This window comes from Asanoa hainanensis (assembly GCF_900188485.1).
Taxonomy (GTDB): Bacteria; Actinomycetota; Actinomycetes; order Mycobacteriales; family Micromonosporaceae; genus Asanoa; species Asanoa hainanensis.
Map to the genome: position 1 here is coordinate 360,001 of NZ_FZPH01000005.1, position 21,738 is coordinate 381,738.

A 21,738-nucleotide genomic window follows, 5' to 3' on the forward strand; every position below is an offset into this window, starting at 1 on the left:
CGTTTCCGGACTGTTACGACTCGTCGTCGTCATCGTCGAAGTCACTGCCGTAGTCGGGCAGGTCCGGGGTCGGCTGGCGGCGCGCCTTGCGGGCGGCCAACCGGTCCGATGCCCGGGGCCGGGTCGAGCGCTCGGTGATGCGCGGGTCGGTGCCGCGCAGGCCGGCGGTCGGGTCGACGCCCGCGCCGAGGGTCGGCTCCCAGTCGAACTCGCGGTCGCCGATCCGCACCAGGCTGCCCTGCACGGCGCCGGCCTTGGCGAGCTTCTCCTCGACGCCGAGCCGGTTGAGCCGGTCGGCCAGGTAGCCCACGGCCTCGTCGTTGTCGAAGTTGGTCTGGCGCACCCAACGCTCGGGCTGCGAGCCGACCACGACGAACGCGCCGTCCGGCGTCTCCTCGATGGTGAAGCCGGCATCGTCGACCGCCCGGGGGCGCAGGATGATCCGGGTCGCCTCGGCGTCCGGGACCGTCACCCGGACCTCCTTGACGAGCTCGGCCATCGCGTACGTGAGCTCGCGCAGCCCTTCGCGGGTCGCGGCGCTGACCTCGAACACGCGGTAGCCGCGCTCCTCCAGGTCCGGCCGGACGATCTCGGCGAGGTCGCGCCCGTCCGGCACGTCGACCTTGTTGATGGCGACCAGGCGGGGCCGGTCCTCGAGCCCGCCGTACGCGCTCAGCTCCGCCTCGATCGCGTCGATGTCGGAGACCGGATCGCGCCCGGGCTCCAGCGTGGCCGCGTCGACCACGTGCACCAGCACGGCGGTGCGCTCGATGTGCCGGAGGAACTCCAGCCCGAGCCCCTTGCCGGTGGCCGCACCCGGGATCAGGCCCGGCACGTCGGCGATCGTGAACGTGTGCTCGTCGAGCCGCACGACGCCCAGGTTCGGCACCAGCGTGGTGAACGGGTAGTCGGCGATCTTCGGCTTGGCCGCGGAGAGCACCGAGATCAGCGACGACTTGCCGGCCGACGGGAAGCCCACGAGCCCGACGTCGGCGACGCTCTTGAGCTCGAGTACGACGTCGAACCGCTCGCCCGGCTCACCGAGCTCGGCGAAGCCGGGCGCCTTGCGGCGCGAGTTGGCCAGGGACGCGTTGCCCCGGCCACCGCGGCCGCCGCGGGCCACCTCGATCGTCGTGCCCGCGCCGACCAGGTCGGCCAGCACTTCGCCGTCCGGGGTGAGCACCACGGTGCCGTCCGGCACCTTCAGCACCAGGTCGTCGCCCTGGGCGCCGTCCCGGTTCGAGCCGGCCCCACCGACGCCGTTGGGCGCGTTGACGTGCGGCCGAAAGTGGAAGTCGAGCAAGGTGTGGATCTGCGGGTCGACCGTGAACGAGATGCCGCCGCCGTGCCCGCCGTTGCCGCCGTCGGGGCCGCCGAGCGGCTTGAACTTCTCCCGATGGATCGACACGCAGCCGTGCCCGCCGTCGCCTGCCCGCAGATGCAGGACGACCCGGTCAACGAACGTCGCCACGACTCCTCATTTCAATCAAGATCTTCAAGCTGCTTGCTCGGGCCCGCCGTGGGCGCGACCGTCGCTCCCGCCAGGGAGCGCTCGCTTCGCTTCGCTGCCAGGTCCGCCGACGGTCACCGATCTCTTCCCATTGTGACCGACCGATCTGCCCGAATCGGACGCCCGGAGCCGGCCGTGGACGTGATGTCCATCAGGTCGGGCTGGCGGGGCCGGGTTCGCAGCAACGCGAAGCGGGCCGGGACACCTGGTCCACGGCCCGCTTCGGGAACTGCTGGTGTGGGGGTTACCCCGCCTCAGTGCTCGCTCGGCACGATGCTGACGGTCTTGCGACCGCGCTTGGTGCCGAACAGAACGGCGCCGTTGGCGAGCGCGAACAGCGTGTCGTCGCCGCCGCGGCCGACCAGGTCACCCGGGTGGAACTTGGTGCCCCGCTGGCGGATCAGGATCTCGCCGGCGCTGACCACCTGGCCACCGAACCGCTTGACGCCCAGGCGCTGAGCCGCAGAGTCACGACCGTTGCGCGAGCTGGACGCACCCTTTTTGTGAGCCATCGCCTAAACGCCTACTTCCCGCTCTTGATGCCGGTGACCTTCACCTGGGTCAGCTTCTGGCGGTGACCCTGGCGCTTGTGGTAGCCGGTCTTGTTCTTGAACTTGTGGATCCGGATCTTCGGTCCCTTGGTGTGCGCGGCGATCTCGCCGGACACCGAGACCTTGGCAAGCTGCGCCGCGTCGGTCACCAGGTCGGCACCGTCAACGAGGAGCACCGCGGCGAGCGATACCGCGTCGCCGGGCTCGCCGACGAGCTTCTCGACCTCGATGACGTCACCCTCGGCGACCTTGTACTGCTTGCCGCCGGTCTTGACGATCGCGTACATGGGACGCGGACTCCTGTCGTAGCGTGGCGGGTCTTTCGGCGTTGCACGCGGCGCCGGATCATCGGCGGGCACACATGAACGCGACGCACGGGAGTGCGCCACAGGCAAGCGTACGGCATCCCCGCCTGCTCCCCAAACCAGCCCCGGGAACCCCGCTCACCCCATGGGGGCTACTCAAGCCTACCGAGGCGTCGGGCCGGGGTCAGCCGTCGATGGCCACCTCGGCCTCGATCTCCACCGGAATGCTGAACGGCAACTCGGCCTGCCCCACCGCGGACCGGGCGTGACTGCCAGCAGACTCGCCCCACAACTCCAGGACGAGGTCGGAGAACCCGTTGATCACCATCGGCGTGCCGGTGAAGCCCGGGGCCGTGTTGACCATGCCGAAGACCCGCAGCCAGGCCGTGATCCGATCAAGATCACCGAGCTCCCGACGCAGGCTGGCGAGGATGGCGAGGGCGGTCAGCCGGGCGGCCTCATAGGCCTGCTCGGGCGTCACCTGGTCACCGACCTTGCCGAACGGCCCGGCCAACGATCCGTCGGCCAGCAGAGGCCCATGCCCGGAGACAAACACCCGGTTGCCATGCACCCGCACCCAAGGGAAGGGCAACGTCACACCGGGCGGCAGCCGCATCGGCTCCGGTAGCTGCAGCCCAAGTTCGGTCAGGCGACGTTCGATCTCACCCACGCCGCCCAGCTTAAGACCGACCGCCCGACCACAACGACCTCACCAACCCCGACACCACCCAGCCCACCACCTCGCCAACCAAACCCACCCGAAACATCAGCCCCGAACACTGGCCCGGACCTGGACGCAGGCGCAGGCGCGGACGCAGCGCGGGCGCGGGCCCGGACGCGGCCCGGACGCGGGCGCGGACCCGGCGTGGGCGCGGACGCGGGCGCAGACGCAGCGCGGGCGCGAACCCGGCCCGGGCGCGGACCCGGCGCGGGCGCAGACCCGGCGCGGGCGCGGACCCGGCGCGGGCGCAGACCCGGCGCGGGCGCGGACCCGGCGCGGGCGCAGACCCGGCGCGGGCGCAGACCCGGCGCGGGCGCAGACCCGGCGCGGGCGCAGACCCGGCGTAGGCGCAGCGCGGGCGCGGACCCGGCGCAGAGCGCAGACCCGGCGCGGGCGCAGCGCGGGCGCGGACCCGGCCCGGGCGCGGACCCGGCCCGGGCGCGGACCCGGCGCGGGCGCAGACCCGGCCCGGGCGCGGACCCGGCGCGGGCGCAGACCCGGCCCGGGCGCAGACCCGGCCCGGGCGCAGACCCGGCCCGGGCGCAGACCCGGCGCGGGCGCAGACCCGGCGCGGGCGCAGACCCGGCGCGGGCGCAGACCCGGCGCGGGCGCAGACCCGGCGCGGGCGCAGACCCGGCGCGGGCGCGGACCCGGACCAGGCCCGGACGCGGCCCGGACCCCGACGCGGCCTGGACGCGGACCCGGCGTGGGCGCGGCCCGGGCGCGGGCGCGGACCCGGACGCGGCCCAGGCCCGCACGCGGACGGAGGCCCGGGGCGGACGGCGCCCGGCACAGCCCGCGTCAACGTACGAAGCCGTCAGACGATCCGGCGCGGAGGACAACTCCCGCCCAACTGACCGACGGCGTCGGCCGGGTTCACGGCCCGAACCCGGCCTGGACCGAAACGGCGCCGCCCGGGCAGCGTCGTGGCGGCTCGCGATGGTCGCCCCCACACCACCGCGCCCCCACACCACCGGGCGAACGCGCGAACGCGGCTGCGCAGCGCCGCACGGTGAGGCCGTTGAGCGGCGCGGGTCGGGCCGAAGTCCGGGGCGGCTGCGGCCCGGAAGCGTCGTTGTCAGATGGCGCCGATGGGTTGCGGTTGGGTTTCCGCGATTCGTAGGGCCTTGACCAGTTTGCGGTAGAGGGCGTCTGTCGCGAGTAGTTCCGTGTGGGTGCCGCGGGCGCGGATGCCGCCCTCGTCGAGCACCACGATGGTGTCCGCGTCCAGGACCGTCGATAGTCGGTGGGCGATGGTGACGACCGCGCCCACGGCCGCGCGTTCGCGGATGCAGTCGTGCAGCGCTGCCTCTGTCAGGCCGTCTACCTGGGCCGTGGCTTCGTCCAGGAGCAGGACCTCCGGTGTGCGCAGGATCGCGCGCGCCAGGGCGATCCGTTGGCGCTGGCCGCCGCTCACCTCGTTTTCGGTCAGGGACGTGTCGAGGCCGTCCGCCAGTGCGTCGATTTTGTCGTCGAGGCGGACCGCTGCCAGGACCGAGAGGACCTCGGCCTCCGTGGCGTCCGGGTGGGTGAAGAGCAGGTTGTCGCGGATCGTGCCCGGGACGACCGGGGTCTCCTGCTCCACGTAGGCCAGGCGGGAGCGCACCTCGTCGTGTGTGTAGGAGCGGTACGGGCGGCCGTCGAGCAACAGCTCGCCGCTCTCCGGCTCCAGGAAGCGCAGGATCAACGAGAACAGTGTGGTCTTGCCCGCGCCGGACGGGCCGACGATCGCCGTGTGGCCGCGGCGTGGGACGACCAGGTCGATGCCGCGTACCGCCGGCTCGGTGCCCGGCGCATAGCGGGCCGTCACGCCGCGGAGCTCCAGCACCGGGGACGAGGACGACGGGCCCGACGACGGGGACGGCGCCGCCGGGTGTAGTGGCTCGATCTCCATGGCTTCGACCTGGCGGATCCGGGCGGCGGCGGCCATGCCGGCCTGGAGGTTGGTGATGTTCTGGGTGAGCTCGGTGACCGGGCTCATCAGCTGGAACGCGTAGAGCAGGAACGCGATCAGGCTGGAGACCTCGATCAGGCCGCGGTCGGCCCGCCACGCGCCAACGCCGAGGATCACGATGATCGCCAGTTGGATGCCCGTCCACGAGATGGTCCAGACCGTGGCCGTGCGGCGGGCAGCGCGGATGGCGTGGGCCGCCGAGTCGCGGGCGTCGGCGACGATCCGGTCGGTCTGGCGGCGCTCGGCACGGCTCGCCTTGACCGTGCGGATCGCGCGCAGCGTGCCCTCGAGCGCACCACCCAGGCGGCCGACCGACTCCTGGGCCGCCTCCTGCGCCTTGGCGATCGCGGGCATCAGCGCGGTCATCACGGCGGCGATCACCACCACCGAGGCCAGGGTCAGGCCGAGCAGGACCAGGTCGAGCACGCCCATCAGGATCAGCGTGGCGATCAGGGCGAGGGTGCTGTTGAGCAACCCCACGATGCTGGCCGAGGCGTTGTGCAGCAGGCCGGCGTCGGAGGTCACCCGGGTGACCAGCTCACCGCTCGGGCGACCGGTGATCTCCCGGACCCGGGCGGCGAAATAGCGGCTGATCATCGACACCCGGGCGTCGAGCACCACCTTCTCGGAGACCGTGCCCATGATCACCCACTGCCACATCGAGATGGCGGCGCCGACCACCACCAGGGCGAGCAGCACTCCGACCGGCCGCCACAGCGACGTGTCGCCCGGGCCCAGGGTGTCGATCACCCACTTGGTGACCAGCGGCAGGGCCAGGCCGACCGCGCTGCCCAGCAGGCCCAGCAGGAACCCCGCGACCAGCACCCGCCGGTGCGGCACGACGAAGGAGACGAGAGTGCGGAGCCGGGACAGCGGTGGGTCAGCCATGCGCTCTAGTGGAACTGAGGTGTTCCACTTGAGTCAAGCGATAATCCGATTTGAGACTGCTAACCTCACGATGTGCCGGAAAATGAACGAGGTGCGCGGGCCCGCACCCGGCAGGCGATCCTGTCTGCCGCGATCGAGGTGCTGGGGCAGAACCCGGCGGCGGCGCTGAGCGAGATCGCCGCGGCGGCCGAGGTCGGCCGCACGACGCTGCACCGATACTTCCCGGAGCGGTCCGACCTGTTGAAAGCCGTGGCCGCCGAGGGTTCCACCCGGCTCGACCGGGCCACCGCCAGCGCCAGGCTCGACGAGGGCTCGGGCGCCGACGCGCTGCTGCGGCTCTGCCGCGAATACTTCGACCTGGGCAGCCTGCTGTCGCTGATCTTCACCGATCCCGACTGCCTGAGCGACGCGACGCCGATCCTCGACGACGGCTGCGACGACCGTTTCTCCGCGATGATCGACCGAGGCCACCGCGACGGCACGATCGACATCGCCCTGCCCGCGCCATGGCTGTCCAGTCTGATGTGGTCACAGCTCTACGCCGGGTGGAGCTACGTCTCCCAGCACGGCGCGTCGCGGCACGAGGTCCTGGAGCTCCTGGTCCGCACCGTCGACGGCGCGGTCGCACCCCGCGCTACGGCCGGCTAGGCCGCGGAAACCGCCGCAGACCGACCCCGACACCGTCACACCCACGCCACGCCCAGCCAGGCCACGCGGGGGAAGCGCCGCGGACCAACCCGGACACCATCACACCCCACACCACGCCCGGCCAGGCCACGCCGCGGGAACCGCCGCAGACCAACCCGACACCGTCACACCCACGCCACGGCCGGCCAGGCCAGGCCACGCGGGGGAACGCCGCGGACCGGTGAGCCGCGCCTGCGATGCCGTGACGACCGGCGCGAGGAAGGCTGCCGACAGGGCGCCGTGGCCCTGCTCGGCATCCTGGTGATCCAGCCGGCGCACGACGCGGCCCGGCGCGCGCGGAGCGCAGCCAGCACCTTCCAACCCCCACGCCACGACCGGCCAGCCCATACGACGAACGCGACCCCGGGTGCGGAGACAGCGGGGATCAGGACGGTGGGCAGAGGGTTTCGAGGCGATCCTGGATCGCGCCCAGTGCGGCGTCGTCGATGGTTGCCACGTTTGACGTCATCTTGGCGATCTGGCCGGCCATCTGCGTCAGCGTCGTCTTGAGCTGCTGGTCGGTCGCCGCAGAGGAAGCCTTGCGTAGGTCGGTGGCCCAGGTGGCCATCACGGTGCCCAGCCGCTTCTCCGCCGCCTCTTCAGCGGACTTGTCGTTCCTGCCCTGCGCCTCCAGGACGGCGGTCAGCTGCTGCACGTACGCGGCCGTGCCCTTCTCCGAGGCCTTCGTGACGTCGGCGCAGACCTGCGTCGCGTTGCCGCCCGCCTTGCCGGTCGGCTCCGGCCCCAGGGACAGCGCGGGGGCGGCTGAAGAACCAGGAAGAGCCGACGCCGAGGGTACGAGCGAGGAAGCCGACGGTGCCGGCCCCGGCGTGCCGAGCGCCGGGTCGCCGCGGCCTTCCACCTCCGCGGAGCAACCGGCCGCCGCGACGAACGCGACGGAGACGGCGAGCACGGCGAGCTGACGGCGCAGGCGCATGGGGGGGTGTCCTCCGGGGGTGGCGGCGGAACGCTGCCGCGACCCTAACGCGCATTCACCAACGCCGCCGACCCAGGCCCCGGACACGACGCTGCCCGGCATCCACAAAGGGGGGCCGGGCAGCGGAGAACACGAACTACGGCCGGGTACGCCGCCGGGTACCACCCCGGCGACCACGGCGACGGCTGGTGCTGGCCTCGGCCAGCTCGCCGTCCTCGTCGTCGCCGACCGCGTCCGGGTCGTCGGTGCCGGCCAGCCGGCCGTTGGTGCCCGGCGCGATGTCGGTCGGCGCCTCGACCTCGTCGACCGGGTCGAGCACGACGTCGTCGTAGCGGGACAGGTCGTACCCCATGGTGTCGTCTTCCTCGACCACCGTGGGCTCGACCGTGTCGGGAGCCGAGGCCTGCGCAGGCGCCGCCTTGCGGCCGCGCCGCCGCGAAGAAGCGGAGGTCGTGGCAGCCGGCGCGGACGCCACCGCCTTGACCTTGTCGCCGGAGCCAGAGCCAGAGCCGGACCCGGAGCCGGAGCCGTTGGCCCCGTGCGAATGCCCAGGCCCGGCACCCTTCACCGGAACAGGCTCCGTGTGGATGATCAGGCCACGGCCCTTGCAGGTCTCGCAGGTCTCGGAGAACGCCTCGAGCAGCCCGGCGCCGATCCGCTTGCGGGTCATCTGGACCAGGCCCAGCGAGGTGATCTCGGTGACCTGGTGCTTGGTGCGGTCGCGGCCGAGGCACTCCGTCAGCCGGCGCAGCACCAGCTCGCGGTTGCTCTCCAGGACCATGTCGATGAAGTCGATGACGACGATGCCGCCGAGGTCACGCAACCGGAGCTGGCGGACGATCTCCTCCGCCGCCTCCAGGTTGTTGCGGGTGACCGTCTCCTCGAGGTTGCCGCCGGCACCCGTGTACTTACCGGTGTTGACGTCGACCACGGTCATCGCCTCGGTGCGGTCGATGACCAGGTGGCCGCCGGAGGGCAGGAACACCTTGCGGTCGAGACCCTTGAGGATCTGCTCGTCGATCCGCTTCTCGGCGAACAGGTCGACCGTCGAGGTGTGCCGGTGCAGGCGCGGCACGAGGTCCGGCGAGACGTGGCCGAGATAGGTGTCGACCATCTCGTACGCGTCGTCGCCCTGCACGACGATCTCGCGGAAGTCCTCGTTGAACAGGTCGCGGACGACCCGGATCAGCAGGTCGGGCTCCTCGTAGAGAAGCGTCGGCGCGCCACCGGCGGCCGCCTTCTCCTGGATGTCCTCCCACTGCGCCTGGAGCCGCTTGACGTCGCGCGCGAGCTCGTCCTCGGACGCGCCCTCGGCGGCCGTCCGCACGATCACGCCGGCGCCCTCGGGGATCAGCTTCTTCAGCACGTCGCGGAGCCGCTTGCGCTCGGTGTCGGGCAGCTTGCGGCTGATGCCGGACGCGTTGCCGCCGGGCACGTAGACCAGGTGCCGGCCGGAGAGCGCGATGTGGCTGGTCAGCCGGGCGCCCTTGTGGCCGATCGGGTCCTTGGTGACCTGCACCAGCACGGAGTCGCCCGAGCGCAGCGCCTGCTCGATCGAGCGGGCCCGACCCTCCAGGCCGGAGGCGTCCCAGTTGACCTCGCCGGCGTAGAGCACCGCGTTGCGGCCCCGGCCGACGTCGACGAACGCCGCCTCCATGGAGGGCAGCACGTTCTGGACCTTGCCCAGGTAGACGTTGCCGGCCATCGCGCCGGACGACGCCCGCGTCACGTAGTGCTCGACCAGCACGCCGTCTTCGAGCACCGCGATCTGGGTGCGGTCGGCGCGCTGCCGGACCACCATCACCCGGTCGACGGCCTCGCGCCGGGCCAGGAACTCCGACTCGCTCAGGATCGGCGGGCGGGTCCGGCGCTGCTCACGACCGTCACGCCGGCGCTGCCGCTTGGCCTCCAGCCGCGTCGAGCCGGAGACGCCCTGCACCTCGTCGGAGGTGGTGCGCGGCTCACGGATCCGGACCACGGTGTGCACGCCGTCGTCGGCGCCGGTGTCGGTGTCGCCCTTGCGGCGGCGCCGCCGGCGCCGGCGGGTCACCCCGTCGCCGTCCTCGGACTCGTCGGAGTCGTCGGCGGCCGCCACTGGCTCCTCGGTCTCGTCGGCCTCGTCGACCGGGCCCTTGCCGCGGCCGCGGCCACGGCGGCCACGCCGCCGGCGGCGACGGCCGTTCTCGTCGAGGTCGTCGTCGTCCGGCTCGTCGGACGACTCGTCGCTCGCGGTCGCCTCGGCGTCGTCGGTCTCCTCGACCTCGACCACGGCCGGTTCCTCACCGGTACGCCGCCCGCGCCGACGCCGCCGGCTGCTGGTGGTGGTGGTCTCGGCGACGTCGGTCTCGGCGTCGGCCGAGGCAGCGGGTGCGTCAACAGCGGCCGTGGCCGGGGCCTCGGCGGGCTCGTCGGCCGCGCCCCGGGTGCGCCGGGTGCGCCGGGCCGGCGCCGCCGGCTCGTCGTCGGGCTGCGGGGCCATGAACAGCAAAGGTGCCGCGACCGCACGCCGGCGCCGGCTCGGCGCGGGCTCGTCGTCGACCCGCAGCGGCTCGGTGGCGGCCTCTTCGGTCTCCTCGTCGTCGGCCGGCTCGCCGGGCACGCCCGGTGCCTGGCTCTCGACCAGGCCGGGGTCCCCGTCGCGCGGACCGGCACCGGCGGCGCCCGGCTCGACGTCGCCGAGGCCGGCGGCCGGCTCGGCGGCGAGGTCGGCGGACTCGGCGGCGACCACGCGCCGGGTGGAGCGGCGGCGCGCGGGAGCGGGCTCCACGTCGCCCAGCCCGGCGGCGGGCTCGGCGACCGGGTCGTCGGACTCCTCGGCTACCACGTCGTCGACGGCGCGGGCGGCCGGCTCGGGGGCCTCGGTCGCGGCCTTGCGGCGCCGGGTGCGCTTGACGGGCGCCTCGTTCGTACCCTCTGCCGGGGACTCGCCCTCGGTGTCGGGTTTGGCGGCGGTTGTGGCCTTACGCCGGCGCCGCGTCGGCGCGGCCTCCTCGGCACCATCCGAAGCAGCGGCAGCGGCCGCCGTCGACTTCCGGGCGCGGGTGCGCTTGACGGGCGTGGCCGGGGCTTCGGTCTCGGCGTCGGGCGCGTTGCCCTGCACCTCGCCGCCCGTTGGCTCGTTCTCGAGCATGGACGTTCTCCAGTTCTGGCAACCCCGGGCGCGGGTGAGCGCTGCCACGCAGGGTCGCCGCAAAGTGTTTCCGGCCACGCCCGCTGCTGTGGGAGCGGCGGGCAGACCGAAGTCTGGCGGGCTAAACGCCGATCACGTCACCGTGGTCAGCGTTCACCGACGACAGCACCGTCGCGGTCCGCCTCCAACGGATCCGCGATCGCCCCCTGCGCGGTCAGCCGGCCCTGTGCCAGCCGGATTGCCCTTGGCGGGACCGGCGGCTCCAGGTCGGCCACCACACGGAGGCCGGCAAGGACGTCATCGGGTCGTACGGACGGGGTGACCTGCCGCACGACTACGTCGAGTATCGCACACGGCACGTCGGGGGCTCCGGAAGCGGCCGGACCGGAAGTGATCACCTCGATGGACACCACGGCGCCCCGCGTGTCGAAGGTGCGCCGGCCCTGCTTGGTCTGCCGCTCCACCAGCACTTCGGATGAATCCCGAAATTTCGTGACAGCCTCGGACACCACCGCATCAGGAACCCCCGGCAGCTCCAACCGCCACCGCGACGCGTCGATCCGGTCCGCCAGGCTCTCCCCCGGAATGGCCTCCACCGCGTCCAGCACGTCGAGACCCGGCGAGAGCGCGGCGTCCAGAGCGGTGACGACCCAGGCCGGGTCGACCACCCGCTGCAGCCCGATCTCCAGGTATTCGGCCTCGCTCCCGGTGCCGGTCGGCGCCGCGCTGGCGTACGAAATCTTGGGGTGCGGTGTGAATCCCTGCGAGAACGCGATGGGTACGCCGGCCCGCCGCAACGCCCGCTCGAAAGCGCGCGCGAAGTCCCGGTGCGAGGTGAACCGCAACGGCCCCCGCTTGGCGTACCTGATCCGGATGCGCTGGACGACGGGCGCCTGCCCGCCTTCCGGCTGTGGCTTCCTGCTGATCGCTGTGCTCCTCGCCTGTTCGACCGCTTCGACTCCATCCTCCCACCTATTAATCTGCCGCCATGACGGACGTCGACCCCAAGGCGCGCATCGCAGCGGCGACGCCGAGCACCCGGACTTCCCGGAGGCCTCGTTCGACGTGGTCACGGCCAGCTTCATGGTCTTCCTGCTCCCCGACCCACCGGCCGCCGTGGCCCGCTGGGCCACCCTGCTGCGCCCGGGCGGCCGGGTGGCGGTCAGCACCTTCGCCGAGCTCGACGACGCGGGCCTGGCGTTCTACCGGGACCGCTCCGCGGCACTGCGGCCGTTCCAGACGCCGGACCCGGAGATGGACCGCGAGACGTCCGACGGCTCGACCATGTCGCGGGGGTGGGTCGAGGCGCTCTTCGGAGACTCCGGCCTGGTCGACGTGACCATGACCGAGATGGCGGTACGCAGCGTCTATCCGACGGCCGACGCGTACTGGGACTGGATGCTCTCCGCGGGCTCCCGCCGCCAGCTCGAGCGGATCCCGCCGGACCGCGAGCCGGAGGCCCGGGCCGCGCTGGCCGACGTGCTGGACCGGCACCTGCGCCAGCCGGACGGCGGCTATGCCAAGGAGTCGGGCATGCGGATCACGGTCGCCCGAACACCGAGTCCAGATAGCCGTCGAGTGCCCCGAGCGCGGTAGCCGCCGAGTACGTGTCCGTGAGCAGGTAGAGCGCGAGCCCTTCGACCAGCGCCAGCAGGGTGGTCGCGGCCGGCTCCGGCATCATCGTGGCGAAGAAGTCGCGCAGTCCCTCCGAGCCGCGTCGCTGCACCTCGGCGACGTGGGGCCGAGTAGCCGCGTACGCGAAGAAGGCCAGCCCGACCCGGCCGTCGGCCCGCCGCTGCTCGTCGAGCGGCAGGAGCTGGGTCGCCATCGCCCTGATCAGGTCCCGCGGCGCCGGCGACGGGCCCAGCGCGTTGACCGCCGCCTCCATCCGCTCCCCGATGTGGCCGCTCACCACTTCGAGGGCGAACAGCATCATCTCGTCCTTGGTGCCGAAGTAGTGCTGCACCAGGCCGGTGGTCGCGCCGGCCTCGGCCGCCACGTGGCGCAGGCTGACCGCTTCGAGGCCACGCTCCGCCGCGACCCGCATCAACGCGTCGGCGATCAGCGTGCGCCGCTCGGTGGGGTCGACCCGCTTCGGCATGCGGCCATGCTTTCACATTGCATTCGTATTGACGCGAAGGTCGGCCGCGTTTTACATTACAGTCGTGATGTCAAAGCTTGCGATCGAGGCGTACGGCCTGGTCAAGCGCTATGGGGAGGTCACCGCCCTGGACGGGGTGGACCTCGCGGTCCGGACCGGCACGGTGATCGGCGTGCTCGGCCCGAACGGTGCCGGCAAGACGACCGCGGTGCGGATCCTGGCCACCCTGCTGCGCCCCGACGCGGGCACGGCGGCCGTGCTCGGCCACGACGTCACCACGGCCGGCCACCAAGCGCGGCAACTGATCGGCGTGGCCGGGCAGCACGCCTCGGTCGACGAGGACCTGACCGGCCGGCAGAACCTGCGCCTGGTCGGCCGGCTGCTCACCTACTCCCGCAAGGACGCGGCGGCCCGGGCGACCACGCTGCTCGCCGAGTTCGGCCTCACCGACGCCGCCGACCGGGCGGTCAAGACGTACTCGGGCGGCATGCGGCGCCGGCTCGACCTCGCCGCGAGCCTGGTCAACCGGCCCCGGGTGGTGTTCCTCGACGAGCCGACCACCGGGCTCGACCCGGTCGCCCGGGGCGCGCTCTGGGACCGCATCCGCGCGCTGGTGGCCGAGGGCACGACGGTGCTGCTCACCACGCAGTACCTGGAGGAGGCCGACGCGCTGGCCGACGAGATCGTGGTGATCGACCACGGCCGGGTGGCCGCCCAGGACACCCCCACCGCGCTCAAGCGCCGGCTCGGCAGCCAGACGCTCGACCTGCGGCTGGCCGACCCGGCCCGGGCCGACGAGGCCGCCGCGCTGGTCGCCGCCGTCGTCGGCACGGCGCCGGCCCGGGTCGGCGAGCGGCTCAGCGTCCCGGTCACCGACGGCGCGATGATGCCGGCCGTGGTGCGCCGCTTGGACGACGCGGGCGCCGAGATCGCCGAGATCGCCCTGCACCTGCCGAGCCTCGACGACGTGTTCCGCGCGTTGACGACGACGAAGGAGTTGACCGCATGACCCAGTGCCTGACCCTGACCTGGCGCGGCATCGTCAAACTCCGAAGGCACCCCGCGTCGCTGGCCGACGTGGTGTTCGGGCCCGCCATCTTCCTCGTGCTGTTCGTCTACGTGTTCGGTGGCGCGATCTCCGGCAGCACCCGCGAGTACCTCCAGTTCGTGCTGCCCGGCATGCTCGGCCTGATGACGCTGCTGGCGACGATGGGCGTCGGCACGGCGCTCAACCAGGACATCGAGAAGGGCGTCTTCGACCGGATCCGCAGCCTGCCGACCCCGCGGATCGCCCCGCTGGTCGGCGCGATCGGCGCCGACGTCGTACGCCAGGTGATCGCGATCGTCGCCCTGCTCGGTTTCGGCCTCGCACTCGGCTTCCGCTTCAGCACCGGTCCCCTGCCCGTGCTCGCGGCCTGCGCCCTGGCGCTCGGCTTCGCGCTGGCGCTGTCGTGGGTCTGGGTGCTGCTCGGCCTGTCGCTGCCCAACGCCCAGGCGGTGCAGGGCCTGGGCGCGGTGATCATCTTCCCGCTCTCGTTCGCCAGCAACATCTTCGTGCCGACCGACACGATGCCGGGCTGGCTGGCGGCGTTCGTCCAGGTCAACCCGGTGCGGCACCTGATGGACGCGCTGCGCGGGCTGATGCTCGGAGGTCCGGTCGCCCAGCCGGTGCTGATCACCCTGGCGTGGATGGTCGGCTTCGTCGCGGTGTTCGCGCCGCTGGCGCTGGCCGCCTACCGCAGGCGCAGCCTGACCTCCTGAGCGCCGTGCACCTCGTAGCGCTCGACCTCGACGTACCCCTGCTGCTCGGCGAAGCGCAGGCCGTCGACGTTGGCCGCCAGCACCAGCGTCTCGATCTCCGCTGGACCAAGCTCCCTGGCCGCGGCGAGCGCACGCGAGTGGATCAGCGTGCCGAACCCGCGGCCCCGGTGGGCGGGCAGCACCCGGGCGATGACGGTGGCGACACCGTCGTCGCCCGGCGGCCGGACGGTCGAGTTGCCGACCGCCACCCGGTCCAGGTAGGCCACCTCTAAAAGATTCCGGCCGGCCCGCTCGGTCACCTCGGGCAGCGAGAGCGGCCAGGGCGGGACGACGACGTTGTGGATCAGGCGCCAATCCTCCAGCGCCGGGTCGTCAGCGGGCGAAACGAACCGGAGCTCAGTCACGACCGCTGCCGACCGGCGTCAGCGGCAGCAGCTTGCGACCCGTGGGGCCGATCTGGATCTCGGTGTCCATGGACGGGCAGACGCCGCAGTCGAAGCACGGGGTCCAGCGGCAGTCGTCCTGCTCGAACTCGCTCATCGAGTCCTGCCAGTCCTGCCAGAGCCAGTCCTTGTCGAGCCCGGAGTCGAGGTGGTCCCAGGGCAGCACCTCGAGCTCGTCGCGCTCGCGGGTGGTGAACCAGTCGAGGTCGAGGCCGAACCCGGGCAGCACCTCGCCGGCCGCGGTGACCCAGCGCTGGTAGGAGAAGTGCTCCGACCAGCCGTCGAAGCGGCCGCCCTCTTCCCAGACGCGGCGGATGACCGCGCCGACCCGGCGGTCGCCGCGGGACAGCAGGCCTTCGATCAGCGACGGCTGGCCGTCGTGGTAGCGGAAGCCGATCGCCCGGCCCAGCGACCGGTCGCTGTTGATCTCCTGCTTGAGCAGCTTGAGCCGGTTGTCGATCACCTCGGGCGTCGACATCGAGGCCCACTGGAACGGCGTGTGCGGCTTGGGCACGAACCCGCCGATGGAGACCGTGCACCGGATGTCCTTGGAACCGGTGGCCGCGCGACCAGCCTTGATCACCTCGTGGGCGAGGCGGGCGATCTGGAGCACGTCCTCGTCGGTCTCGGTGGGCAGCCCGCACATGAAGTAGAGCTTCACCTGGCGCCAGCCGTTGGTGTACGCGGTGACCACGGTGCGGATGAGGTCTTCCTCCGACACCATCTTGTTGATCACCTTGCGAATGCGCTCGGAGCCACCCTCGGGCGCGAAGGTCAGACCGGTCCGCCGGCCGTTGCGCGACAGCTCCTGGGCGAGCTCGATGTTGAACGCGTCGACCCGGGTGGACGGCAGCGACAGCGAGACGTTGGTGCCTTCATATTGCTCGGCCAGCCCGGAGCAGATGTCACCGATCTCGGAGTGGTCGGCGCTCGACAGCGACAGCAGGCCGACCTCGGAGAAGCCCGAGAACTCCAGGCCCTCCTTGACCATCTGGCCGACCGTGGTGATCGACCGCTCGCGTACCGGCCGGGTGATCATGCCCGCCTGGCAGAACCGGCAGCCGCGCGTGCAGCCCCGGAAGATCTCCACGGCGTAGCGCTCGTGCACGCTCTCGGCCAGCGGCACGAGGGGCTTCTTCGGGTACGGCCACTGGTCGAGATCCATCGTGGTGCGCTTGTGCACCCGGAACGGGACGCCGGCCCGGTTCGGCACGACCCGCTGGATCCGCCCGTCGGGCAGGTAGTCGACGTCGTAGAAGCGCGGCACGTAGACGCTCTCGGTCTTGGCCAGCCGCAGCAGCAGCTCGTCGCGACCGCCCGGGGAGCCCTCTTCCTTCCAGGCCCGGACCAGCGCGGTGACCTCGAGGACCGCCTCCTCGCCGTCGCCGAGCACGGCCGCGTCGAGGAAGTCGGCGATCGGCTCGGGGTTGAACGCGGCGTGCCCGCCGGCCAGCACGATCGGGTCCTCGTCGGTGCGGTCGCGCGCCAGCAGCGGGATGCCGGCCAGGTCGAGCGCGGTCAGCAGGTTCGTGTAGCCGAGCTCCGTGGCGAAGGAGACGCCGAGTAGGTCGAAGGCGCGGACCGGGCGGTGCGCGTCGACCGTGAACTGCGGGACCCCGTGCTCGCGCATCAGCGCCTCGAGGTCCGGCCAGACCGCGTACGTGCGCTCGGCCAGGACGTCGGGCTGCTCGTTGAGCACCTCGTAGAGGATCTGCACGCCCTGGTTGGGCACGCCCACCTCGTACGCGTCGGGGTACATCAGGGCCCAGCGCACGGTGGTGGTGTCCCACTCCTTGCGCACCCCGCCCAGCTCGCCGCCGACGTACTGGATCGGCTTGCTGACCCGCGGCAGCAGCTCTTCGAGCCGCGGCCACACGGTTGCGACGGTCATAGACCCCTCCTTCAATCCCAATCCACCAGGGTACGCGGCGCCGGTTGCCTGGTTTTTGCCGCGTTAGGTGGCCGAGTTGAACGAGTTCAAGATCGGCGTAACATCGACGGCGTGACCACCCTCAGCGTGGCCGACCGGCTGTCGGCCTGGCGTTACGCGTTCGCCACCACCAACCCGCCCGAGCAGGGCGTCGTCGACTCGGTCACCCGCTGGCTGGTCGTCACCCGGGCCGGCGTACTCCCGATGACCTTCGTTTCGGGTCTGATCGCGGTCCTGCTCGCGGCCGTCGCCGTCGTCCCGGTCGACTGGCTCAACATCGCGCTGGCCGTGGTCGGGATCGTCGTCGCGCACCTGGCCAACAACCTGATGAACGACCTGACCGACACCGACATCGGCAACGACACCGCCGATTACCCCCGGGCGCTCTACGCGCCGCACCCGATCCTCGCCGGCCTGGTCACCCGCCGGCAGCTGCTCGTCGGCATCCTGCTCTGCCAGGTGATCGACCTGGCCATCATGATCACGTTGATCGTGCGGCAGGACTGGTGGGTCGCCGCGTTCGCGCTCGGTGGGCTGTTCCTCTCGTGGGCCTACACCGCGCCGCCGCTGCGGCTCAAGAAGGTCGGCCTGGGCGAGGCGGACGTGCTGGTCACCTGGGGTCCGCTGATGGTCGGCGGGGTCTACTACGCCGGCACCGGCACGCTGCCCTGGGCCGTCGTGGTCACCGCTTTCGTCTACGCGCTGCTGCCGACCACCGTGCTGATGGGCAAGCACATCGACAAGCTGCCGTACGACGCTGCTGGTGGGACGCGGACGCTGCCGGTGCTGCTCGGCGAGCCGCTGGCCAAGGCGGCCACGGTCGGGATGATGCTGCTCTACTACGTCGGGGTCGTGGTCCTGGTCGCCGTCGGTGAGCTGCCCTGGCCGGCCCTGCTCACGCTGGGCGGGCTGCCGACGCTGGTCTGGGTGTGGCGGCGGTTCCGCGAGCCGAAGCCGGTGGACCCGCCGCCCAACAACCCGGTCTGGCCACTGTGGTGGGCACCGCTGGCGTTCATCCACACCCGGCGGGCCGGCGCGCTGCTGATCGTCGGCCTGGCGGCCTGGGCTGTCTACCAGGCGTTTTAGTGGCGCGGCCCGAGCAGGTCCCACTTGTTGCCGGCCACGTCCTCGAAGACGACGACGGAGCCGTAGACCTCGTGCCGTGGCTCGCCGTGGAAGGTGACACCCGCTTCGCGCATCCGGGCGTACGCGGCGTCGAATTCGTCGACGCGCAGGAAGAAGCCGACGCGCCCGGCCAGCTGGTTGCCGACCGCCTTTTTCTGGTCCGCGCCGTCGGCCTCGGCGAGCAGCAGGCCGGTCGCCGCGCCCGGCGGGCGGACCACGACCCAGCGCTTCGGCCGGCCGTCGTTCGTGGTCGACGGGCTGTCCTCGACGAGGTCGAATCCGAGGGCGTCGACGAAGAAGCCGATCGCCTCGTCGTAGTCGTCGACGACCACCGCGGCAAGTTCGATGTGCATGGTGGGGAAGACTAGCCCGGCTCGTCTAACCTCGGGTCGGGCTGGGAGAGGAGCGCCGCGATGGCGGAGGAGGAGCGGGAGCGTCAGGACGACGCGACCGAGCCGGGCGAGCCGCGCTGGAGCGGTGCCGCGCCGGTGCCACCGCCGGCCCCGAAGCGCAAGCGCTGGCTCGAGGACGAGTCGGTCTTCCCGCCACCACCGCCGCCGCCGGCCGAGAAGCGCGATCCCACGCTGAGCCTGCCCACGTCCTACGAGCCGGACACCCCGGTGGATCCGTGGGGCGACGTCGACCCGCTGCCGTCGTACCCGGTGGATCTCTCTTATCCGCCGACGCGGGTGGAGCCCCCGGTGCCACCGCCGGTTCCGCACGCACCGCCGCCGGTCTCGCACGTGCCTCCCCCGTTGCCGGTTCCTGTGCCGCCGGTCCAGGTGCGTAAGGCGCGCAAGGCGAAGCGGCCCGAGCCGGCCGGCCCGCCCCCGGGCTGGCGGCCTCCGCCCGGCTACGTCGCGGTGCCCGTCCGCCGGCGCCGTCGCTGGCCCTGGTTCGCGTTGCTCTCGCTGCTCTGCTGCTGCGGCTGCCCGGCGTGGTTCGGCCAGCCGATCTTCGCGCAGTACCCGGCCGAGTCGGTGACGCCCAGCGTGGTCGGCGGCCTGACGCTGCGGGACGACGCGCAGAGCCGCACCACCACGAAGCGCCTGACGGACGAGCTCAACAAGGCGTACCTGTGGAAGGAGTCGACGTTCGCCGGCGTATATGTGGACGGTGACAACAAACGCGCCACCGTGTACGGCACGACGGGCTTCCACCTCTCCCCCGACGGCGACGTGGTCGACGAGATCACCCGCGTGACCAGTTCCTACCGCCTCCGCGACGTGCGCACGGTCGACGCCACCGATCGCGGCGAGAGCCGACGCTGCGGTGTCGGCGTCGACAACGGAGCCGACGTCGTCGTCTGTTCGTGGGCCGACCACGGCAGCCTCGGCACGGGCGTGTTCACCCGGCTCGGCATCGACGACAGCAACGCGCGGCTGAGTCAACTACGCGACACGATCGTGACCCGCAAATCGGCGGGTTGAATCAGCCGTTAGAGGGGCACAATGATCGGATGATCCGTCGGTGGTTGTTCGCCGATCAATTGGGGCCACACTTCCTGGACGCGCCCCGACAACCGGTGCTGCTCGTCGAGTCGAAGGCCGTCTTCCGGCGCCGGGCGTTCCACCGACAAAAGGCCCACCTCGTCCTTTCCGCTCTGCGGCACCGCGCGGCCGAGCTCGGCGACCAGGCCATCTACCTCCGCACGGAGACCTACGGCGAAGCGCTACGCAAGGTCAGCGGCGAGCCACTCGACGTATGCCATCCGACCTCTCGCCGGGCTCTCTCGTTCGTGCAGGACCTCGACGGGGTGACGGTGCTGCCGCCGCGCGGCTTCGCCACCGACCCGGCGTCGTTCGTGACGTGGGCCGACGGCCGCCACGGCCGACTACGCATGGAGGACTTCTACCGCGACGCCCGCCGCCGCCTGGACGTGCTGATGGACGGCGACACGCCGGCCGGCGGCAAGTGGAACCTCGACGCGGAGAACCGCCAGCCCCCGCCGGCATCGGGCGTGCCGGCAGCGCCGCCGCCGATGCCGGTCGAAGACGAGATCGACGAGGGCGTACGGCGTGACCTGGACCGCTGGGAGCGCGAAGGCATCCGCTTCGTCGGGCGCGACGGCCCGCGCCTCTTCCCGGCGACGCGCCGCGAGGCCCTGGCCCGCCTGCGCCACTTCGTGGAACACCGACTACCGGCGTTCGGCCCGTACGAGGACGCGATGCTGGCCGACGACCCCTGGATGGCCCACAGCCTCCTGTCGGCGCCGCTGAACCTAGGCTTGATCGACCCGCTGGACGCGGTGCACCGGGCGGAAGCGGCCTACCGCTCGGGCGCGGCGCCGCTGTCCTCGGTGGAAGGCTTCGTCCGCCAGTTGATCGGCTGGCGCGACTACATCTGGCACCTCTACTGGTACTTCGGCTCGGGCTACGCGGCCACCGACGGCCTGCGCGCCACCCGCCACGTCCCGGTGTGGTTCCGCGACCTGGACGCCGACGAGCTGGAGGCCCGCTGCCTGTCGGACGTGCTGGCCGGGGTCCGCGACCGGGGCTGGGTGCACCACATCCCCCGCCTGATGGTCCTGGGAAACTACGCGCTGCAACGGGGCTGGCGCCCGGCGGAGATCGTCGACTGGTTCCACCGCAGCTTCGTCGACGGCTACGAGTGGGTGATGACGGCGAACGTCATCGGCATGAGCCAGTACGCGGATCTTGGGGCGATGACCACGAAGCCGTACGCGGCCGGCGGCGCGTACATCAACCGGATGAGCGACTACTGCCGGGGTTGCCGCTACGACCCGCGATCACGACTGGGCGTCAACGCGTGCCCGTACACGGCCGGCTATTGGTCGTTCCTGGACCGCAACCGAGGCCGCCTGCTCGGCAACGCGCGCATCGGCCAGGCGATGCGCCAACTGGATCGGCTCGAGGACCTGGGCGCGGTCCGCGACCAGGAACGCGACCGAGGAGACCGCGCCCCGTGACGGGGTCCTATGTGGTCACAGGCGGAGCGGGCGGGGTCGGCCGCGCGATCGCCGAACGCCTGCTTCTATTGGATGGCGCCACAGTGGTCGTGCTCGACCTGACCCCGACGACCTGGTCACACCCGCGCCTGCGCTCGGTGACCGGCGACGCCACGGACGAGGCGGCCGCGTCCGAGGCAGCCGACACCGCTTGCGCGGCGGCGCCGCTGGCGGGCTGGGTCAACAACGCCGCGGTCTTCCGGGACCTCGCGCTGGACGCGGCACCAGCGGCCGAGGTGGTCGCGTTGATCGCACTGAACCTGGCGCCGGCGGTGGTCGGCGCCGCGGTAGCGGTCCGCCGTTTCCTGGCGGCCGGCACCGGCGGCGCGATCGTCAACGTCTCGTCCCACCAGGCCCAACGCGCGGTCCGCGGCGCGCTGCCGTATGCGACCGCGAAGGCCGCGATCGAGGGCCTGACCCGGTCGCTGGCCGTCGACTACGGCCCAGCCGGCATCCGCACCAACGCGGTGGCGCTGGGCTCGATCGAAACGGAGCGCTACGCGGGCTACCTGGCCGGGCTGCCGGCGGGAGCGGTGACCCAGGTCGCGGCCGAGATGGCCCGGCTACACCCGATCGGCCGCGTGGGCCGCCCCGACGAGGTCGCGGAAGCGGTCGCCTTCCTGCTCTCCCCCGCCGCGAGCCTGATCACGGGAGCAGTCATCCCGGTCGACGGCGGCCGCGCCGCACAGGGACAGGACCCGGAATCGCGCTGAGGCAGCCCCCAAAC

At 72.3% G+C, this 21,738-nt stretch carries 20 protein-coding genes; 8 read left to right on the top strand and 12 right to left on the bottom strand.

The window, feature by feature from the left end; all coding sequences use genetic code 11:
• Positions 1–13 precede the first annotated feature (13 nt).
• From obgE to CHC05_RS15690, 5 genes are all read right to left on the bottom strand, one after another.
• The gene (gene obgE / locus CHC05_RS15670) at positions 14–1,471 is read right to left on the bottom strand and encodes a GTPase ObgE (protein WP_089249311.1); all 1,458 of its coding nucleotides are present in this window, start codon (positions 1,469–1,471) and stop codon (positions 14–16) included.
• 293 nt (positions 1,472–1,764) lie between these two features.
• The gene (gene rpmA / locus CHC05_RS15675; protein ID WP_089249313.1) at positions 1,765–2,022 is read right to left on the bottom strand and encodes a 50S ribosomal protein L27; all 258 of its coding nucleotides are present in this window, start codon (positions 2,020–2,022) and stop codon (positions 1,765–1,767) included.
• A gap of 11 nt (positions 2,023–2,033) precedes the next feature.
• A complete protein-coding gene (gene rplU / locus CHC05_RS15680) occupies positions 2,034–2,348 on the bottom strand; it encodes a 50S ribosomal protein L21 (protein ID WP_089249315.1) in 315 nt (104 codons plus the stop codon).
• 202 nt (positions 2,349–2,550) lie between these two features.
• On the bottom strand, positions 2,551–3,036 hold the full coding sequence (locus CHC05_RS15685; RefSeq protein WP_089249317.1) for a RidA family protein: 486 nt from the start codon (positions 3,034–3,036) through the stop codon (positions 2,551–2,553).
• A gap of 1,129 nt (positions 3,037–4,165) precedes the next feature.
• Entirely contained in the window at positions 4,166–5,929 is a 1,764-nt protein-coding gene (locus tag CHC05_RS15690) for an ABC transporter ATP-binding protein (protein ID WP_089249319.1), read from the bottom strand.
• 72 nt (positions 5,930–6,001) lie between these two features.
• On the opposite strand from CHC05_RS15690, the gene CHC05_RS15695 reads away from it, so the two are divergent.
• Entirely contained in the window at positions 6,002–6,577 is a 576-nt protein-coding gene (locus tag CHC05_RS15695) for a TetR/AcrR family transcriptional regulator (protein WP_089249321.1), read from the top strand.
• A gap of 424 nt (positions 6,578–7,001) precedes the next feature.
• Here the strand turns inward: CHC05_RS15695 and CHC05_RS15700 are convergent, their stop codons facing one another.
• From CHC05_RS15700 to CHC05_RS15710, 3 genes are all read right to left on the bottom strand, one after another.
• On the bottom strand, positions 7,002–7,553 hold the full coding sequence (locus CHC05_RS15700; protein ID WP_089249323.1) for a hypothetical protein: 552 nt from the start codon (positions 7,551–7,553) through the stop codon (positions 7,002–7,004).
• 136 nt (positions 7,554–7,689) lie between these two features.
• Complete coding sequence (locus CHC05_RS15705; protein ID WP_089249325.1) at positions 7,690–10,683, bottom strand: Rne/Rng family ribonuclease; 2,994 nt, start codon at positions 10,681–10,683, stop codon at positions 7,690–7,692.
• Between the two features lie 146 nt (positions 10,684–10,829).
• Positions 10,830–11,552, bottom strand: a complete 723-nt coding sequence (locus CHC05_RS15710) for a TIGR03936 family radical SAM-associated protein (protein WP_281257678.1) — start codon at positions 11,550–11,552, stop codon at positions 10,830–10,832.
• A gap of 4 nt (positions 11,553–11,556) precedes the next feature.
• Here CHC05_RS15710 and CHC05_RS15715 point away from each other — a divergent pair, with 4 nt between their 5' ends.
• Positions 11,557–12,279 (top strand): class I SAM-dependent methyltransferase, encoded by a 723-nt coding sequence (locus tag CHC05_RS15715; protein ID WP_089249571.1) that lies wholly within the window; start codon positions 11,557–11,559, stop codon positions 12,277–12,279.
• Here CHC05_RS15715 and CHC05_RS15720 read toward each other — a convergent pair.
• Positions 12,224–12,784: a TetR/AcrR family transcriptional regulator gene (locus CHC05_RS15720; protein WP_089249327.1), complete on the bottom strand. Its 561-nt coding sequence runs from the start codon at positions 12,782–12,784 to the stop codon at positions 12,224–12,226. The genes CHC05_RS15715 and CHC05_RS15720 overlap by 56 nt on opposite strands.
• 67 nt (positions 12,785–12,851) lie before the next feature.
• Here CHC05_RS15720 and CHC05_RS15725 point away from each other — a divergent pair, with 67 nt between their 5' ends.
• Together CHC05_RS15725 and CHC05_RS15730 are read left to right on the top strand one after the other, a co-directional pair.
• The gene (locus CHC05_RS15725; RefSeq protein ID WP_089249329.1) at positions 12,852–13,793 is read left to right on the top strand and encodes an ATP-binding cassette domain-containing protein; all 942 of its coding nucleotides are present in this window, start codon (positions 12,852–12,854) and stop codon (positions 13,791–13,793) included.
• The gene (locus CHC05_RS15730; RefSeq protein WP_089249331.1) at positions 13,790–14,545 is read left to right on the top strand and encodes an ABC transporter permease; all 756 of its coding nucleotides are present in this window, start codon (positions 13,790–13,792) and stop codon (positions 14,543–14,545) included. Before CHC05_RS15725 ends, CHC05_RS15730 begins: the two co-directional genes overlap by 4 nt.
• Here the strand turns inward: CHC05_RS15730 and CHC05_RS15735 are convergent.
• Together CHC05_RS15735 and CHC05_RS15740 are read right to left on the bottom strand one after the other, a co-directional pair.
• Positions 14,518–14,949, bottom strand: a complete 432-nt coding sequence (locus CHC05_RS15735; protein ID WP_089249333.1) for a GNAT family N-acetyltransferase — start codon at positions 14,947–14,949, stop codon at positions 14,518–14,520. The genes CHC05_RS15730 and CHC05_RS15735 overlap by 28 nt on opposite strands.
• On the bottom strand, positions 14,942–16,879 hold the full coding sequence (locus tag CHC05_RS15740) for a TIGR03960 family B12-binding radical SAM protein (RefSeq protein WP_089249335.1): 1,938 nt from the start codon (positions 16,877–16,879) through the stop codon (positions 14,942–14,944). Before CHC05_RS15740 ends, CHC05_RS15735 begins: the two co-directional genes overlap by 8 nt.
• A gap of 111 nt (positions 16,880–16,990) precedes the next feature.
• Between CHC05_RS15740 and CHC05_RS15745 the strand changes: the two genes are divergently transcribed.
• Positions 16,991–18,004: a prenyltransferase gene (locus CHC05_RS15745; protein ID WP_089249337.1), complete on the top strand. Its 1,014-nt coding sequence runs from the start codon at positions 16,991–16,993 to the stop codon at positions 18,002–18,004.
• Here the strand turns inward: CHC05_RS15745 and CHC05_RS15750 are convergent.
• Positions 18,001–18,396 carry a VOC family protein gene (locus CHC05_RS15750; protein ID WP_089249339.1) on the bottom strand — a complete coding sequence of 132 codons (396 nt, stop codon included), beginning with the start codon at positions 18,394–18,396 and terminating at the stop codon, positions 18,001–18,003. The two genes, CHC05_RS15745 and CHC05_RS15750, sit on opposite strands and share 4 nt — an antisense overlap.
• A 60-nt stretch (positions 18,397–18,456) precedes the next feature.
• Between CHC05_RS15750 and CHC05_RS41465 the strand changes: the two genes are divergently transcribed.
• The 3 genes from CHC05_RS41465 to CHC05_RS15765 are packed head-to-tail and all read left to right on the top strand — an operon-like array spanning position 18,457 to position 21,724.
• On the top strand, positions 18,457–19,473 hold the full coding sequence (locus tag CHC05_RS41465; RefSeq protein ID WP_179266201.1) for a hypothetical protein: 1,017 nt from the start codon (positions 18,457–18,459) through the stop codon (positions 19,471–19,473).
• Positions 19,474–19,502: 29 nt separating this feature from the next.
• The gene (locus CHC05_RS15760) at positions 19,503–20,972 is read left to right on the top strand and encodes a cryptochrome/photolyase family protein (protein ID WP_089249343.1); all 1,470 of its coding nucleotides are present in this window, start codon (positions 19,503–19,505) and stop codon (positions 20,970–20,972) included.
• Positions 20,969–21,724 carry an SDR family NAD(P)-dependent oxidoreductase gene (locus CHC05_RS15765; RefSeq protein ID WP_089249345.1) on the top strand — a complete coding sequence of 252 codons (756 nt, stop codon included), beginning with the start codon at positions 20,969–20,971 and terminating at the stop codon, positions 21,722–21,724. The genes CHC05_RS15760 and CHC05_RS15765 overlap by 4 nt, the downstream gene beginning before the upstream one ends.
• The last annotated feature ends 14 nt before the right edge of the window (positions 21,725–21,738 follow it).